Source organism: Brevibacterium sp. CFH 10365 (assembly GCF_009299785.1).
GTDB classification, from domain to species: domain Bacteria; phylum Actinomycetota; class Actinomycetes; order Actinomycetales; family Brevibacteriaceae; genus Brevibacterium; species Brevibacterium limosum.
In genome coordinates this window covers 139,137-154,434 of the sequence record NZ_VIGO01000005.1, presented here as the reverse complement: position 1 = coordinate 154,434, position 15,298 = coordinate 139,137, and the positions used below count along the sequence as shown (strand labels likewise).

General features: G+C 64.4%; 14 protein-coding genes. 5 read left to right on the top strand and 9 right to left on the bottom strand.

Going from position 1 to position 15,298, the window contains the following annotated elements; genetic code table 11:
- The first annotated feature begins 49 nt into the window (after positions 1-49).
- Entirely contained in the window at positions 50-796 is a 747-nt protein-coding gene (locus tag FHG09_RS11525; RefSeq protein WP_152347810.1) for an MgtC/SapB family protein, read from the top strand.
- Positions 797-809: 13 nt separating this feature from the next.
- Here FHG09_RS11525 and FHG09_RS19835 read toward each other — a convergent pair whose 3' ends face one another.
- On the bottom strand, positions 810-1,379 hold the full coding sequence (locus FHG09_RS19835) for a TetR/AcrR family transcriptional regulator (RefSeq protein ID WP_193627368.1): 570 nt from the start codon (positions 1,377-1,379) through the stop codon (positions 810-812).
- Positions 1,380-1,503: 124 nt separating this feature from the next.
- Here FHG09_RS19835 and FHG09_RS11515 point away from each other — a divergent pair, with 124 nt between their 5' ends.
- Positions 1,504-2,703, top strand: a complete 1,200-nt coding sequence (locus FHG09_RS11515) for an ABC transporter permease (RefSeq protein ID WP_152347809.1) — start codon at positions 1,504-1,506, stop codon at positions 2,701-2,703.
- A gap of 95 nt (positions 2,704-2,798) precedes the next feature.
- Complete coding sequence (locus FHG09_RS11510) at positions 2,799-3,626, top strand: hydrolase (RefSeq protein ID WP_152347808.1); 828 nt, start codon at positions 2,799-2,801, stop codon at positions 3,624-3,626.
- Positions 3,627-3,669: 43 nt separating this feature from the next.
- On the opposite strand, the gene FHG09_RS11505 is transcribed toward FHG09_RS11510, so the two are convergent.
- From FHG09_RS11505 to FHG09_RS11490, 4 genes are all read right to left on the bottom strand, one after another.
- Positions 3,670-4,845: a fatty acid desaturase family protein gene (locus FHG09_RS11505; protein ID WP_227492721.1), complete on the bottom strand. Its 1,176-nt coding sequence runs from the start codon at positions 4,843-4,845 to the stop codon at positions 3,670-3,672.
- Positions 4,846-4,949: 104 nt separating this feature from the next.
- Positions 4,950-5,600, bottom strand: coding sequence for a response regulator (locus tag FHG09_RS11500; RefSeq protein ID WP_152347807.1), 651 nt, complete (start codon positions 5,598-5,600; stop codon positions 4,950-4,952).
- Positions 5,597-6,889 carry a sensor histidine kinase gene (locus FHG09_RS11495; RefSeq protein WP_152347806.1) on the bottom strand — a complete coding sequence of 431 codons (1,293 nt, stop codon included), beginning with the start codon at positions 6,887-6,889 and terminating at the stop codon, positions 5,597-5,599. The genes FHG09_RS11500 and FHG09_RS11495 overlap by 4 nt, the downstream gene beginning before the upstream one ends.
- Positions 6,890-7,011: 122 nt before the next feature.
- The gene (locus FHG09_RS11490) at positions 7,012-8,385 is read right to left on the bottom strand and encodes a purine-cytosine permease family protein (protein WP_227492720.1); all 1,374 of its coding nucleotides are present in this window, start codon (positions 8,383-8,385) and stop codon (positions 7,012-7,014) included.
- 306 nt (positions 8,386-8,691) lie between these two features.
- Between FHG09_RS11490 and FHG09_RS11485 the strand changes: the two genes are divergently transcribed.
- Positions 8,692-9,957, top strand: coding sequence for an SLC13 family permease (locus tag FHG09_RS11485; protein WP_152347805.1), 1,266 nt, complete (start codon positions 8,692-8,694; stop codon positions 9,955-9,957).
- A 104-nt stretch (positions 9,958-10,061) separates the two neighbouring features.
- On the opposite strand, the gene FHG09_RS11480 is transcribed toward FHG09_RS11485, so the two are convergent.
- Positions 10,062-11,567: an acetyl-CoA hydrolase/transferase family protein gene (locus FHG09_RS11480; RefSeq protein ID WP_152347804.1), complete on the bottom strand. Its 1,506-nt coding sequence runs from the start codon at positions 11,565-11,567 to the stop codon at positions 10,062-10,064.
- A gap of 10 nt (positions 11,568-11,577) precedes the next feature.
- Positions 11,578-12,927: an MFS transporter gene (locus tag FHG09_RS11475; protein WP_193627366.1), complete on the bottom strand. Its 1,350-nt coding sequence runs from the start codon at positions 12,925-12,927 to the stop codon at positions 11,578-11,580.
- A gap of 177 nt (positions 12,928-13,104) precedes the next feature.
- Here FHG09_RS11475 and FHG09_RS11470 point away from each other — a divergent pair, with 177 nt between their 5' ends.
- Complete coding sequence (locus FHG09_RS11470; protein WP_152347802.1) at positions 13,105-14,037, top strand: LysR family transcriptional regulator; 933 nt, start codon at positions 13,105-13,107, stop codon at positions 14,035-14,037.
- Between the two features lie 2 nt (positions 14,038-14,039).
- On the opposite strand, the gene FHG09_RS11465 is transcribed toward FHG09_RS11470, so the two are convergent.
- Both FHG09_RS11465 and FHG09_RS19830 read right to left on the bottom strand, forming a co-directional pair.
- Positions 14,040-15,050 (bottom strand): formylglycine-generating enzyme family protein, encoded by a 1,011-nt coding sequence (locus FHG09_RS11465; protein WP_152347801.1) that lies wholly within the window; start codon positions 15,048-15,050, stop codon positions 14,040-14,042.
- Positions 15,051-15,152: 102 nt separating this feature from the next.
- Complete coding sequence (locus tag FHG09_RS19830) at positions 15,153-15,296, bottom strand: GPGG-motif small membrane protein (protein WP_167443931.1); 144 nt, start codon at positions 15,294-15,296, stop codon at positions 15,153-15,155.
- Between the last annotated feature and the right edge of the window lie 2 nt (positions 15,297-15,298).

The following is a 15,298-nucleotide window of genomic DNA, read 5'->3' as shown; positions in this document are numbered from 1 at the left end:
AGCAACTGGGGGTCTTATTCGGCGGGTTCGGGGCTATGGTGAAGTCACTATGATCAACTCCTCGTCGCTTGAGAACATCCTGGGCAGCACCGGCATGCTCGAGGCCGGTCTGCTGTTGGCCAGTTTCGTCCTGTGTTCGTTCATCGGCTTCGAACGACAGTTCAGGCAGAAGGCGGCCGGGTACCGCACCCATGTGCTCGTGGGCATCGGCACCTGCGCCTTCACCTTGATCTCCGCGTACGGGTTCGCGGGAGTGCTGGAGAACGATGTCCGTCTCGACCCATCACGGATCTCTGCGCAGATCGTCTCCGGGATCGGCTTCCTCGGTGCTGGAGTCATCTTCAAGGGGCGGAACATGGTCCGCGGCCTGACCACCGCCGCGACGATCTGGGTCACGGCGGCCGTCGGCATGGCCTGCGGCGCGGGAATGCTGCTCTTGGCGGCGATGCTCACGGCTCTTCACCTGTTCACGCTCTTCGTCATCGCGCCTCTGGTCCGCAAGATCCCCGACAGCGACCACCGCAAACTGCTGCGGGTGTCCTACCGCGACGGAGAGGGAGTCCTCCGGGAGATCCTCGCCCTCGCCGGCCGGATGGGGTTTGCGAACACCATCGTGGATTCGCGGCGCTTCGAGACTGCCGACGGCACGCGGATGGTGCGGGTCGAGGTGAGGTTCGACGGCAAACGGCCTCTGCCCATGCTCATGGCCCCGCTCATGGAGCTGAGCGGAGTCGACACAGTGAGCATGCGAGAAGACCGCGTCCATTCGGTCGATGACGACGGCGACTCCGTCTGAGCAGCAGACCGGCTCAGAATTCGACGCGGGAGAGCACCTCTGCGATTCCGGCCCGCACTCGCAGCCGGGAGGATTCCCCGAAAACCGTCGCCTGGACAACGGCGCCCTGGATCATGGCCAGCAGCCCCGGAACCATCACAGAGGCCCGAGCCTGGGCCGATTCGGCGTCCACGCCTCGCTGATCCTGCAGGTAGACGGCGAGGTAGGCGGCGAATTCCGTGATGAGGGATTCGAAGATCCCGCTGGCGAACTCTGCGAACTCGGCGTCGTATGAAGCCTCACCCCAGACCTGAACCATGACCGATGAGAACGGATTGTCGATGAGCAGGGAATCGATGAGTTCGACGAACACCTCGGCAGGCGCTGTCACCTCACCTGCGGACCTGGCCGTCTCGAGCACCGCCATACGCGGCTCCATCACCCTGCGGGCGACGTCGATCATGAGCTCGGCCTTCGACGCGTAGTAGACGTAGACAGCCCCGGCCGACAGCCCGGCCTCCTTGACGATGTCGGCCATCGACGCACCGGCGAATCCTCTGCGAGCGAAGCAGGCCAGAGCCGCATCCTGAATCCTGGCGCGCATGGCACTCTTGTGTTCCTCGGTGACCTTCGGCACATCTCCCCCAAAAAACGAATGACCATTCTTGATATATCGTAGCCGATGGTTTCATAATGAACGAGTATTCGTTTTCGATGATTGGACAGACATGCCGACGAAGATCCTCAGCCGTCGTGCGAGGAAGCACTCGCACCAGGCCCCCGATGAGGCGGAGCCGGACCGGAACGCACAGGAGCCATCGGCCTCCTCGCTCCAGCTGCCGCGGGCGATCCTCGTCGCCGTCCTCGCCGCCGCCGTCGTCAGCCTCGTGCTGCTGGCATTCAGCTGGCCGACCGTGACCTCGGACCCCAAGGATCTGCCGATCGCCGCGGTCGGCGACGACGAGCAGATCGACCGGATCGCTCAGAACGCCCCTGACGGCATGCTCGACCTCAAGCCCGTCGACTCCCGGGCCGATGCCGTTCGGCTCATCGAGGAGCGTGAGGTCTACGGAGCCTTCGTCCTCGAGGACGAACCGGAGATCCTCATCGCCAAGGCCGCCTCCCCTGCCGTCGCCCAGCAGCTCAGCGGAATCGGCACTCAGATGCAGCACAGCATCGACCAGCAGGCGATCTCCGGCCTCCAGGAAGGCACGAAGAAGATGCAGGAGCAGATGCAGAAGACCCTGGAGGCCGTGGCCGCCGGTCAGACCCCGCCGCAGGGCAACCCGGCAGGAGACGGCGCCGATCCGGCCGCCTCGGCGACGGAGGTGCCGCAGGTGACGATCACCGACGTCGTGCCGCTGACCGATGACGACCCCTCCGGTGCGGGACTGGCGATCGCGGGTCTGCCGCTGACCCTCGGCGGAATCGTCGGCGGTGTGCTCACCAGCATGGGAATCCGCTCCCGGCGGATGCGCCTGGTCGGCACCATCGTCTACGGGGTCGTCGGCGGACTGGCCCTGGCACTCATCATGCAGACCTGGTTCGGCATCCTGCAGGGGAGCTTCACGATCATCGCGCTGGCGATCGGACTGTCGATCGCAGCCACGGTCGGCCTGATCAACGGCTTCGTCTCTCTCATCGGTCCCGCAGGCATCGCCATCGGCGCGGTGCTCACCATGCTCATCGGCAATCCGATCGCCTCACTCAATCAGCCGAAGGAGTTCCTCGCCGGCTCCTGGGGCGATATCGGACAGTTCTTCGTCCCGGGTGCGGCGGGCACCCTGCTGCGCGACCTCTCGTACTTCCCGGACGCTCCCATGGCTCTCCAGTGGTGGGTGCTCAGCGCGTGGCTGGCCGTGGGCATCGCCCTCATCCTCGTCGGCCATGTCATCGCCCACCGGAAGGCGCACGCGGCCGCCCACTGACGAGCCGTACCGCTTAGTCGACTCCCACCGACCCTGTTCATCGTTTCCTGCGAGGACTAGGCTCGGTGGGAGTCTGTGGTTTCCGAGAGGACGACATGGTGGAATTGAGCGATGTGACGATCTGCCGAACCTGCGGGGTGGAGACGACGACACCGCCACCCGAGCTGTGTCCGATCTGCGAGGATGACCGGCAGTGGGTCCCCGCCTCCGGCCAGCAGTGGACGACTCGGGCGGAACTCGAATCCGAGGGCCATCGCATCACCACCACGGAGCGCGAACCGGGCCTATTCGCCATCCGCGTCGAACCGAAGTTCGGGATCGGGCAGACCTGTTATCTGGCATGTACCGATTCCGGCAATGTGCTCTTCGACGTGCCCGCCTACATCGACGCCGAGGCGGTCGCGGCGGTCCAAGACCTCGGCGGAGTTGCGGCCATCGCCGCCAGTCACCCGCATATGTTCGGCACCCAGATGGAATGGAGTGCCGCCTTCGACGATGCTCCCGTCTTCGTGTGCCGGGCCGACCTCGATTGGGTGCAGCGGGCCGGTCCCGCCATCTGCTCCTATTTCCACGAGGCGGTGCCGGTGCCGGGAGTGAGGCTCCGACGCACCGGCGGCCATTTCCCGGGCAGTGCGGTGGCGGTGTGGACGGGTGCCGACGGCACCGGCGTCATGCTCAGCGGCGATTCCATCGGCCCGGTGGCCCGGTCGGGGTGGGTGACGTTCATGCGCAGCTTCCCGAACTATCTGCCCCTGTCCGCAGGGGTCGTCAGGCGTATCGCCGCCTCGGTGGTCGATCTCGACTTCGACCGCATGTACGGCAACTTCGGCCAGTCGATCGGCTCCGGAGCCCACGCAGCGGTACAGACCTCGGCCGAACGCTATGCCGAATGGGTCTCCGGCGCCCACGATCACCTCACCTGAAGTTTTCCTCTGGCCAGCGGGTTCGGTACTGAATGTGTCACCGTCAGCGGGACCGGAACTGCGCAGTGACAGGGCAGTCGAAGGGATCGGCTTCGCCGAGGCCGACCCGGTTGAGGTAGGCGATGATGATCCTATAGGACTCGAGCAGAGTCGTCTCGGTGTAGGTGATGTCCTTCTGGCGGCAGTATTCGCGGACCATCGGCTGCACCCGGTGCAGGTTGACGCTCGGCATGCTCGGGAACAGATGGTGTTCGATCTGATAGTTCAGTCCGCCCATGAGGAATCCCATGAAACGACCGCCGGAGATATTGCGTGACATCAGCGTCTGGCGACGCAGGAAGTCGATCTTCACATCCTTGGGAACGATCGGCTGGCCCTTGTGGTTGGGGGCGAAGGAACCGCCCATGTGCACACCGAAGACGGCGAGCTGGACGAGGAAGAAGACGCTGCCGATGAGGGGGCCTGCCGCCCAGATGGCGAGCGCGGGAAACCCGATGAGGCGGATTCCGATGAAGACGCCTTCGATCCAACGGCGTTTGATCGACGACTGTCCCCGGGCGATGGCTTTGACGGATTCGACGTGCAGCTGCAGACCGGCCAGGGTCAGCAGGGGCAGGAAGAACCAGCCCTGACGGGCGGCGAACCATTTGGCGAACCCGGTGCGCTGCCGGGCATCCTCGGCGACGAAGACGAGGGCGCCGGGAGCGATGTCGCCGTCGACTCCGGCCTTGTTCGGATTGGCGTGGTGAAGCGCATTGTGCTTCTTCAGCCACCATCCGTAGCTGAGCCCGATGAAGAGGTTGCCGATGATGGTCGACACCCACTCCCCTGTCTTTCCGTTGGTGAAGATCTGGCGGTGGGCTGCGTCGTGGGCGACATAGGCCGTCTGCGTGAACAGTGCGCCGAAGACGACTGCGGTCGCCATCTGCCACCAGCTCTCACCGATGAGGAAGAGCATTCCGAAGGACACGATGTAACCGAGGCCGAGGAGCACGAAGCGCATCGTGTTCCAGCCCGGTCGCCTGGCCAGGAGACCCGCTTCTTTGACCTGAGCCATCAGTGCGCTGAAGTCGCTGGTGAATTCCTGTTCGGCGGTTCCCCTTCTGGCCCTCCTGCGTTCGAGCACTGCAGCCCGGGCTGCCCGATCGGGCGCCGGAGTCGACAGAGCGGTCGCGGCTGAGGTGGACGCTTCGGAGGTCATGAGGTCAGACGGGTTCATGATTCCCACCATAGGGATGTCGGACCGATCTTTCGTCACCCCTGGGAGCCGTTCTTCACCCCCTACTCGGGTAGGGGGGGCCGGCGGTGAGGAGGCGGGCGGACTCAGCTGTTGGGGATGATGAGGCCGGATTCGTAGGCGGCGATGACAGCTTGGGCGCGGTCACGGGCGTCGAGCTTGTACAGGATCCGCGAGACGTGGGTCTTCACGGTCTGCACGGCGATGTGCAGGATCGCTGCGATCTCGGTGTTCGAGGCTCCACGAGCAACCTGGATGAGGATTTCGCGTTCCCGGTCGGTGAGTTCGGGCAGGGCAGTGCGGTTGGGCTGCTGCCCGCCGGTGGCGAAGTGTTCGATGACCCGTTTGGTCACGCTCGGGGCCAGGAGCGCTTCGCCTCCGGCGACGATGCGGACCGCCTCGGCGAGTTCATCGGGTGGGGCGTCCTTGAGGAGGAACCCGCTGGCTCCGGCACGGATGGCGTCGAAGACATAGTCGTCGATATCGAAGGTGGTGAGCATGATGATCCGGGGCTCGGCTTTCGCGGCGACGATCGTGCGGGTCGCTTCGATTCCGTCCATCAGCGGCATCCGGACGTCCATGAGGACGATATCGGGGGCAAGATCGGCGACGAGGTCCACACAGTGCGCACCGTCTTCGGCCTGTCCGATGACCTCGATATCAGCATGAGCGCTCAACAGTGCGGCGAAGCCGGCGCGCACCATCGCCTGGTCATCAGCGATGACGATCCTGATCATGGGGTCTCCTCGTCCGTGGCCGGTCTGCCTGTGGTCTGATCGCTGCTGTCGGCGAGGGATTCGCGGGGCACCAGCGGCAGCACTGCTTCGACTTCGAAGCCTCCGTCGACTGTGCCTCCGCTGCGGATCTCCCCGCCCACCGAGGCTGCGCGTTCGCGCATGCCGATCAGTCCCTGTCGGCTGTGCTTGTCGTGCTTCGCCGCTTCGCCGGGGCCGTCGCCGTGGTCGTTGGTCACGCTGATCCAGACGGCTGAGCCGCCACCGCGGATGCGGATGGCGATGGCGGAGTTGCGGGCGTGGCGGATCGCATTGCTCAGGGCTTCTTGGATGATGCGATAGCCGGCGAGTCCGGTGCTGTCGCGCATGAGGTGGTCGATCGGTTCGCCGCTGCGTTCCACGGTGACATTCACTCCCGCTTGTCGGGCCTTGTCGATGAGCGGATCGATGTCGGAGAAGTTCGGCTGCGGTGCCAGTTCTCCTCCGCCTTCCTCGTTGCGCAGGACACTGAGCAGTCCGCGCATCTCGGTCAGTGCGGTGCGGGCGGAGGTGGAGATGTCTTCGAACTCTTTGGCCACCTCGGTGTCGATTCCGGCATGGCGGAACGGTGCACTGGAGGCCTGGATGTTGATGATCGACATGCTGTGGGCGACGATGTCGTGGAGTTCCCGGGCGATGCGGGCTTTCTCCTCGATGGTCACTCGTTTGGAGTGCTCCTCCGCAGTGTTCTCCTTCTCCTGAACCAGTTGGGAGCGGATGAGCTGCCACTGCTGGACGATGACTGCGGCGAGGTAGACGCCGCCGGCGATGCAGGAGTAGATGAGGATGTTGACGACCGCGCCATCGGTGCGGGTGTCTGCGACGAAGAGATGAGTGATGAGCACTGCGGCTGCCGAGCCTGCGATGCCGCCGAGCAGAGCCGCCAGCGCCACTCCCCAGTGGGCGCGGAGTCCGATGATGAGGATGATGACGATCTGAGTGATCATCATCGGGACCATCCACGGCCACGGCACCCCGGACACGTGGGGCCCCAGCAGCGGCAGCACCGTGCAGGCGGCGATCGACATGAGCGTGCCGAAGAGCGGGCGCAGCATGGACAGCGGCATGGATCCGACATGGACGATGGTGACGACGAAGGCCAGTGCGACGGGAGCATCGTTGACCGAGACGGCGATCGACGATTCCACCGCCAGCATGACGATGGCAAGAAAGATCACCGCGACCCAGGCCAGAGCCTCGGGGTTGAGTCGACGGTTCGGCGGCATGAACCTGTCGAAGACTTTTGTGACCATCACAGACACCGGGTTCCCTTCTGTGATTCCGGCCGACCGTAGCGATCATAGCGCGTGGACTGACTCATCACCTGGGAACGGCACATGGTGGTCAGCGCAGGGCCGGAACCGGGCGTTTCCCTTCAGCTTCCGCGGATCCCGTCCGCCAGGTGCGCGTGTTCTGTTCCCGCGAACTTCTCTCGGCTGCCCCAGGACAACGTGAGGTAGAGGACGAAGGAGATGGCGAAGGACGGGATCGTCGCTCCGATCGGGCTCGGATAGGCGTAGGTGAGCACATAGGAGGCCAGTGCGCCGAGGATCCACACTCCGACGGCCACCCAATTGATTCCGCGAGTGTAGGAGTAGATGCCGCCGGAGTCCTCGAGGATGTCGAGTGAGTAGGCGCGGCGTTTGATGATGTAGTAGTCGACGATGAGGATGGCGAAGACGGGGACGAAGAGGGCTCCGATCATCACCAGGAAGTCGGTGTACTGGTCCAACAGGGACAGCCAGGTCGAGCCGATGATCGAGATCGCGCCGAGGATGAGAGCCGTCGGCAGGAACTTCAGCTTCGTCCGGCTCTGTGCGCCGACGACGGAGTTGACCATTCCGTAGACCACCATCGTATTCGTAGCCATGACGGAGAGGAAGATGACGACGGCCAGTGCCCACCCGAATTCGGCGGCCAAAGCCGTCGGGTCGAATTCGGCCGGGTCTCCCCCGTCGAGCAGGATGAAGCTGAACGCGGTGAGGCCCAGCAGCATCGCCAGCGCGGTCGAGGTCAGATAGCCCAGCCCCGAACCGACGATTCCGGCCTTCTGGCTGCCGGCCAACCGGTTGAGGTCGCCGGAGAGCACCGTCCAGGAGACGGCTGTGGAGATGACGATGTCGAGTGCGAGGACCGGAGTGAAACCGAGCTCTGGGAGGCTCCCGATCTCTGCGTATTCGCGCGGTGAGTGTCCGGTGAAGGCGATGACGAAGACATAGGCCATGACCAGCAGGATGAGAAGGGCGAACCAGGGTTCGGCCTTCTCGATCCCTTCATGGCCGAGGATCGCCAATCCGACGACGAGGGCTTGGCAGAGCACGGAGAAGAGGATCGGGTTGGAGAACCCCGTCGTCTGGGCGACCACGTAGTCGACGCTGATTCCCGCCAGCATGGCCTGCACCCAGCTCCATCCCATGAGGATGACGACGTTGGCGGCGACCGGCAGAAAGCTGCCCTTGGCGCCGAAGGCTCCGCGGGTGATGGCCATGGTCGCCAGGCCCGTGCGGGTGCCGATGTTGCCGATGAGCGTGAGCACGATGGTGCCGGTGATCGTACCGACGATGATGACGATGACCGCTGTGGCGAAGTCGACGCCGGGGACGAACAGAGTTCCGGTCAGCAGGGTCGTGACGACGAGGTTCGCGGCGAGCCAGATCATGAACATCCGTCCCCCGCTCAGGGTGCCGCGGATGGCTCCGGAGTCGTGACCGGATTCCAAGCGCTGTTCGAGACGGCGGTACCAATCCACTGCGCGGCCTCCTGGGTGTCGTCTGCGCCCTCTGCGGCAGCAGGTTCAGTGTCGATGATCGTCGGCGACCAGGGCTCAATGACACACTAACGAGTCTGTGACCGGCCGCACTATCCGTGATGGACGAATTCGGTGGACCTTCGTACACGCTGGCCGGTCCGCGGTCGTTTCACCCCCGCAGACGACCTGATCAGCTCATATGCCGAATGCAGCCGATCCTTCCAGGTGACATGCACTAGCTTGATTCGCGTGCCCCAGTCACCGGCGAGAAGAGGCCGGCTGTGGATCCAAGGAGGAGCTGAGCCCATGAGTGCAGAACTGATCTGCGTAGTCGTCCTCGGACTGATGTTCGTCATCGGAACCTGGCGAGACATCAATATGGGTCTGCTCGGCTTCATTGCGGCTGCCGGCGTCGGCGGCCTCGTCCTGCACCAGGCTCCTGAAGAGTTCCTTGCGGGATTTCCCGTTGATCTCTTCCTCACACTCGTGGGCCTGACCTGCCTCTTCGGCTTCGCCCAGAACAACGGCGCGATCGAAGTGATCGTCCATTGGTGCGTGAAGCTCGTCGGCGGGCGGATCGGGCTCATGCCCTGGATCTTCTTCGCACTGACAGCGATCCTCATCTCGCTGGGGGCACTCTTCGCAGTGGCCATCATCGCCCCGCTGGCACTGTCGTTCGCACGCCGGCATCGGATCAATCAGTTCATGGTCGGCCTGCTCGTCGTGCACGGAGCGTTGGCCGGCGCGTTCTCCCCGATCAGCGTCTATGGCATCTTCATCAATGACTATCTGACGAAGAACGGCCTCACGCCTACACCGCTGACCTTGTTCCTCGCCCCGTTCGTGTTCAACATCGTCTTCGCCGTCGTTGTCTATCTCGTCCTCCGTCGCAGGCCGGGATTGCGCGCAGACGCAGACGACGCACTCGCGGAACCCGCGTCCGCCGCCGACGGCGGAACGACCATCCGGCTGACTCGTTCCCAGGTCCCCACTCTGCTCGGGCTCATCGCAATGGCACTGGCTGTGATCATATTCAGCTGGGATGTGGGCCTCGTGACCATCACGATCTCGGTTGTGCTCGCCGCCATCGATCCGGCCGCCGGCAAAGCTGCGATGTCGAAGGTCTCGTGGTCGATCGTCATCCTCATCTGCGGTGTGCTCACCTACATTGCAGTGCTGCAGGAGGCCGGAACTGTCGAATGGGTGTCGACCGGCATCTCGGCGATCGGGGCACCCCTCTTGGCTGCGCTGCTGCTGTTCTACATGTCCGGTCTGATTTCGGCTCTGGCGTCATCTCTGGCGATCATCGGAGTCGTCATCGCTCTTGCCGTGCCGTTCCTCGAATCAGGAGACGTGCATGTCGGCGGGTTCGTCGCGGCCCTGGCGATCGCCGCAACCATCGTCGACATCAGTCCGTTCTCGACCAACGGCGCGATGCTCCTGGCCAATGTTCATCCGAGCATTCGTGACCGTTTCTACAGGCAGATGATCGGCTACGCCGGTCTCATGTGTCTCATCGGTCCGGGGCTGGCTTGGGTGGTCGCTGCAGTCCCGACAGCGATGGCAGCCTGAGGAGCTGTTTCCGTGCTTCTTCGGGTGGGCTGATATCGGCAGACACGCTGTCAGCGGACGAGAGCTCGGTTCTCCCGAGCTCCGTGATCGGCTCGGCCCAATGCCTACATATGTCCGATTGTCCGGAACCTCTCGTGCCACGACAGGGCCTCGGCGAGGATGTGCGGGGTGTGACGCCCGGTCGGGTTCGCAGCGATCGCACGCTCGAGGTAGTCGGTGAGACGGTCCCGGTAGTCCGGGTGGGCGCAGTTGCCGATGATCTTCCGTGCCCTGGCCACCGGCGGCAGTCCGCGCAGATCGGCCAGGCCCTGTTCGGTGACGAGGATCTGAGTGTCGTGTTCGGTGTGGTCGATATGGCTGGCGAACGGCACGATCGCGGAGATCGCCCCCGCCTTGGCCTGTGAGTTCGACACGAAGAAGTTGAGGTAGGCGTTGCGGGCGAAGTCACCGGAGCCGCCGATGCCGTTTATGATCGACGATCCGGTCACGTGGGTGGAGTTCACGTTGCCGTAGATATCGGCCTCGACCATCCCGTTGATCGCGATGATGCCGAGGCGGCGGATGGCCTCGGGATGGTTCGACATCTCCTGAGTGCGCAGCAGGATCCGGCCTTTGTACGACTCGATCCGGTCATTGAAATCGGCAGCCCGTTCGGCCGAGAGCGAGAACGCCGTGGCCGACACCGAGGAGAGCTTCCCGCTGTCGATGAGGTCGAGCATTCCGTCCTGGATGACTTCCGTATACGCGGTCAGTCCCTCGAACTCGCTGTCGGCGAGATTGCCCATCACCGCATTGGCGACATTGCCGACGCCTGACTGCAGCGGCAGCAGCTCCGGCGGCAGACGATCTGCGGCGATCTCATGGCGGAGGAAATCAACGAGGTGGCTCGCAATCGCCTTCGAGTCCTCGTCGGCGGGTTTGAACGGCAGATTCCGGTCCGGAGCGTTCGTCTCCACCACGGCGACGACCTTCGCCGGGTCGACACGCAGGTAGGGATCACCGATGCGCTGCATCGGCTGGAGCAGCTGGATCGGCAACCGCTCGGGCGGGCGCCGGGTTCCGTAGTAGACGTCGTGGAAGCCTTCGTAACCGCGCGGATGCCAGTCGTTGACTTCGAGAATGACCTTATCGGCCAGGTCGAGCCACGTCTTCGAGTTTCCGACCGAGCTGCCGGGCACCAGCAGACCGTTGGGCAGGATCGCTGCGACTTCGACGACAGCAACATCGAGGTTGCCGTAGAAACCGAACCATGCCTGCTGAGCCGAATGGCTGAGATGAGTGTCGACATACGCGGTGTCTCCGGAGTTGATCGAGGCCCGCATCGCCGGATCGGATTGGAACGGCAGCCGCTTGCTCACTGCGTTCGCTTCGGCGAGCACTCCGTCGAGTTCAGGCGCCGTCGAGGCTCCCGTCCACAGTTCGACACGGAAGTCTTCGTCCCGATCGTGTGCGGCGCGAGCGCGTGCGGCCACTGCCCCCGGCACTGCCTTCGGGTACCCCGAACCGGTGAAACCGCTCATGGCCACGCGTTGGCCATTGTCGATGTGGCGGGCCGCTTCCGCAGCGGAGACGGTCTTCGTGCTCAGTTCGGGACAGGTGATTCTCGACATGACTCGCAGTCTATCGGGCGGCCGTGTGCTCGGCCGAGGCGGTCCCGCTGCCGCGGATCGAGGTGTCGTCTCCGTCGTCGAACCGCCCCGCCTCGACGACGCCGAGAGCAGCCTCGGGCTCGCTGTTCGTCACCGCACGCTCGCTCTTCGACTGCCGAATCACCGTCTGGGACAGACTGGGCACAGGAATCGTGACGATCGTCGCCAGCAGCAGTGCCAGGGTGAAGATCATCGTGCCGATGACCAACGGCATGCCCAGCGCCAGCACCCCGACGATGACAGCGGGCGCACCGGCCCCGGCGTAGAAGGCGAGATAGAGTGCCGCAGATATGCCGGCACGATTCTTCGGAGGAGTGAGCACGTCGATCTCCCGATTGGCTCCCCAGTAACTCAGCCCGTGCCCGACGCCCGTGGCCACGGCCGCGAACACCAGGATGACCTTCACCGCCGCGGGGCTGATCTCCGGGAGATTCGATCCCAGCAGGAGCGCCGCACCGAGCCCCATGAGCGTCAGCCCCAGGGTCTGTGCCGCCCGGGGGCGGAGCGTCGGCGCCACCAGCTGGCTCGCAGCCGACACGACCAGGACCGAGCCGACGATGATGCCGGAGGTCAGAGTTCCCGAGTTCGGAATGATCGACCGCGCCATCGACGGCAGCAGAGCGAGGAAGAGCCCGAGCGCCGTCCAGCCGATGAAACCGGTCAGCGCGGCGATGTTGAAGCTCGTGCGCATTGCGCCCGGCACGGACGGCCATGTCGGCCTCCACCGCTGCCGAGTGATCGGCCGCTGCAGCGGCATCATCGCAATGAGGACCATGACGATGACGATCAGGACCATCATGAAGAGGAAGGGCAGAACGAGCGGAGATGTCGACAACGATGAGACGACTCCCGCGAGTATCGGACCGAGCCCCGACCCCAAGACGAATGAGATCGTCGCCAGCGTCGATCCCAACCAGACCCTCCGCGCCGGTGAGGCCTCGACCATCAGGGCGATACCGGCGCCTGTGCCCAGCCCGAGTCCGATGCCGACCAGCGCCCTGCCGGTGAACAGTCCTGCGGTTCCCGCAGTCTCGAGCCCGAAGATCGCGGTGCCGAAACCGACCAGTCCGATCGCGGCCAGCAGCACCGGCTTGCGACCGAAGGCGTCTGCCGCCGATCCGAACAGCAACAGGGACGGCAGACAGCTGAAGACATAGGTCGCGTAGAGCGCAGTCATCATGGACTCGGACATTCCGTGGGCCTCTTGCAGCAGCGGATACAGAGGGCTGGCCATGTTCGCGGCGGCCGAGAGGATGAGCAGGACCAGCGCACCGAACCACAGCTGTCGCCTTGTCCCTCTGATGTGTGCGTTCTCAGCCAAACGGAACCTCCATCTCTTCGCATCATCGCCTGTGTTGTCGGGGACCACGATTGGGACCCCGAGTCTGCTCTGCGGGCCCTGGAGACCATTCGCCGAGCCCTGTCGGTTCCATGATGAGACCAAGAGAGTATTGTTGTCTATCGTAAGAAATTCCATGTAACCATTCGATAGGACCGCATGATCGACAGTCGGCTCACCATGTTGAGCATGATCCAACGACACGGCACGGTCACTGCCGCGGCGCATTCGCTGCGCTACTCGCCGTCGACGGTGTCTCATCAGGTCAAACAGCTCGCCGCGGAACTCGGAGTGCCCCTGCTCGAACAGCACGGACGCAACGTCAGGCTCACCCCCGCAGCCGAGGCTCTGCTGCGCCATGTCGATGTCATGTCGGCGGAATGGGAGATGGCGCTGGCCGATCTCGGTCGGTTCGCCGAGACGGTGTCCGGCTCGTTGGGTCTGTGTGGCTTCTCCACTGCAGCCAGCCTGCTCCTGCCGCCGACGATGCGGGCTCTCAATGAGCAGTTCCCGCATATGCAGACGCAGACGATCGAGGCCGAACCCAGTGAATGCTTCGACTACCTGCTCTCCGGAGATGCCGATGTCGGCATCGTCGTCGCTGCACCTGACATCCCCGCCGGCGGCGACGATCGATTCAGCCACCACTTCCTCATCGACGATCCGCTCGACCTCATGGTTCCTCTCGATCACCAGTTGGCAGACCGCGCATCGGTCACGATCGCCGACACCGTCGATGAGACGTGGATTCTGGGCAGGCCCGGCACCGGCTACCACCAGCTCGTCATGGCCAGCTGTGCGGCGGCCGGATTCGCGCCCCGCATCGGGCATTTCGCCGATGACTGGAACACCGGAACCGCGCTCGTCCACGGCGGCTTCGGAGTGTGTGTGGCCTCGAGGATGTCGCGGTCGCAGGATCTCCACCCGGTGCGCCGAATCCCGATCAGCGGCGACAATGCCCCGTCACGACACATCACGGCAGTGACTCGGACCGGAGCAGGTGCCCGTGAGACAGTGGCTTTCGCTCTCGAGACGCTGTCGATCGAGACGAAGCATCTGATGGGCCGCCTCGAGGCGGAACTCAGGGACTGACCTCAGAGCGCTTCTCGGACGACTCGGAAGCCGATGTTCGAGGCCGAGGAATCCGGTGTGTTCGAGGAGCGGGCGGCTGCCCGATAGCGATTGCAGTAGGAGTCGTGGCACAGGAACGACCCACCGCGCATGACCCGCTTGTCACCGGTGTCCGGGCCGCGCGGATCGGACTGCGGGGAATGCTGGTAGTAGTCGCGGGCAAACCAGTCGGCGCACCATTCCCATACATTGCCGACGGTGTTGAACAGGCCCAGACCGTTGGGGGCGAAGTGTCGGGCCGGTCCGGTGCCGACGAACCCGTCGTCGAGGGTGTTCGTTCGCGGGAATTCGCCCTGCCAGATATTGCAGTTCCACGCCCCGTCGATCAGCAGCCGGTTGCCCCACGGATAGCGACGACCCTTGAGGCCACCGCGGGAGGCGAGCTCCCACTCGGCCTCGCTCGGCAGCCGAGTGCCGGACCACACGCAATAGGCGCGGGCATCGTCCCAGCTGATGTGGACGACGGGATGGTCTCTCCGGTCGTCGATGGCGGATCCGGGTCCTTCGGGCGCTGCCCAGTTCGCGCCTGAGACTTCGACCCACCAGGGCACGCCCGGGGCCCGCCCGAGCACATGAGCTCGCACTCCCGGATTGGTCTCCAGGAGCATGGCGAACACCGCCGAGGTGCCCAGGCGTTCTGCCGTCGTGACGAAACCGGTGTCAGCGACGAACCGGGCGAAATCGTCGTTCGTCACGCTTGTCGTTCCGATCTCGAATTCGGTGAGGTCGACCCGGTGACGGGGTCCCTCGCCGTCGGCAGGATGCCCGTCACCGAAGGGATCACCCATATCGAAGGTGCCGCCGACGGGGACGAAGTCGAAGCTGAACTCAGGGCTCGACTCGGAACTCACGGCAGGACCGGCCGCAGGGTCCGTCGGATGGCTGTCCCCCGCCTCGGTGCGGTTGGTCGCCGGAGCGCAGCACGAGTGGCCGTTCTGCGCCCCGGCGATGCTGTGATCTCCGCTCTTCGTCACGTGTGAGTGCCCCTTTCGATCCGGGCCCGCCCTCGCGCGGGGCGGACTCTGGGTTCACCCTATGACTTCGGCCGACGCCGGGGACAGTCCGGGTCCTGTCGGTCAGGTGAAGAGGCTGACTCCACCGGGCCCTACGAGGCAGCCGACGACGATGAGGACGATGCCCCACAGCAGCTGTTTGCGGAAGATCGCGAAGATGCCGGAGATGACGAGGATCGCTGCGATGATCCAGAGGACGAAAGCCATGA

Bases quoted from the DNA above. Each gene is read 5' to 3' on its own strand.
- FHG09_RS11510 (WP_152347808.1), top strand. From the start codon at position 2,799: ATGGTGGAATTGAGCGATGTGACGATCTGCCGAACCTGCGGGGTGGAG.
- FHG09_RS11480 (WP_152347804.1), bottom strand. From the start codon at position 11,567: ATGTCGAGAATCACCTGTCCCGAACTGAGCACGAAGACCGTCTCCGCT.
- FHG09_RS19830 (WP_167443931.1), bottom strand. From the start codon at position 15,296: ATGGCTTTCGTCCTCTGGATCATCGCAGCGATCCTCGTCATCTCCGGC.
- FHG09_RS11525 (WP_152347810.1), top strand. From the start codon at position 50: ATGATCAACTCCTCGTCGCTTGAGAACATCCTGGGCAGCACCGGCATG.
- FHG09_RS11495 (WP_152347806.1), bottom strand. From the start codon at position 6,889: ATGGTCACAAAAGTCTTCGACAGGTTCATGCCGCCGAACCGTCGACTC.
- FHG09_RS11485 (WP_152347805.1), top strand. From the start codon at position 8,692: ATGAGTGCAGAACTGATCTGCGTAGTCGTCCTCGGACTGATGTTCGTC.
- FHG09_RS19835 (WP_193627368.1), bottom strand. From the start codon at position 1,379: ATGCGCGCCAGGATTCAGGATGCGGCTCTGGCCTGCTTCGCTCGCAGA.
- FHG09_RS11505 (WP_227492721.1), bottom strand. From the start codon at position 4,845: ATGAACCCGTCTGACCTCATGACCTCCGAAGCGTCCACCTCAGCCGCG.
- FHG09_RS11500 (WP_152347807.1), bottom strand. From the start codon at position 5,600: ATGATCAGGATCGTCATCGCTGATGACCAGGCGATGGTGCGCGCCGGC.
- FHG09_RS11515 (WP_152347809.1), top strand. From the start codon at position 1,504: ATGCCGACGAAGATCCTCAGCCGTCGTGCGAGGAAGCACTCGCACCAG.
- FHG09_RS11470 (WP_152347802.1), top strand. From the start codon at position 13,105: ATGATCGACAGTCGGCTCACCATGTTGAGCATGATCCAACGACACGGC.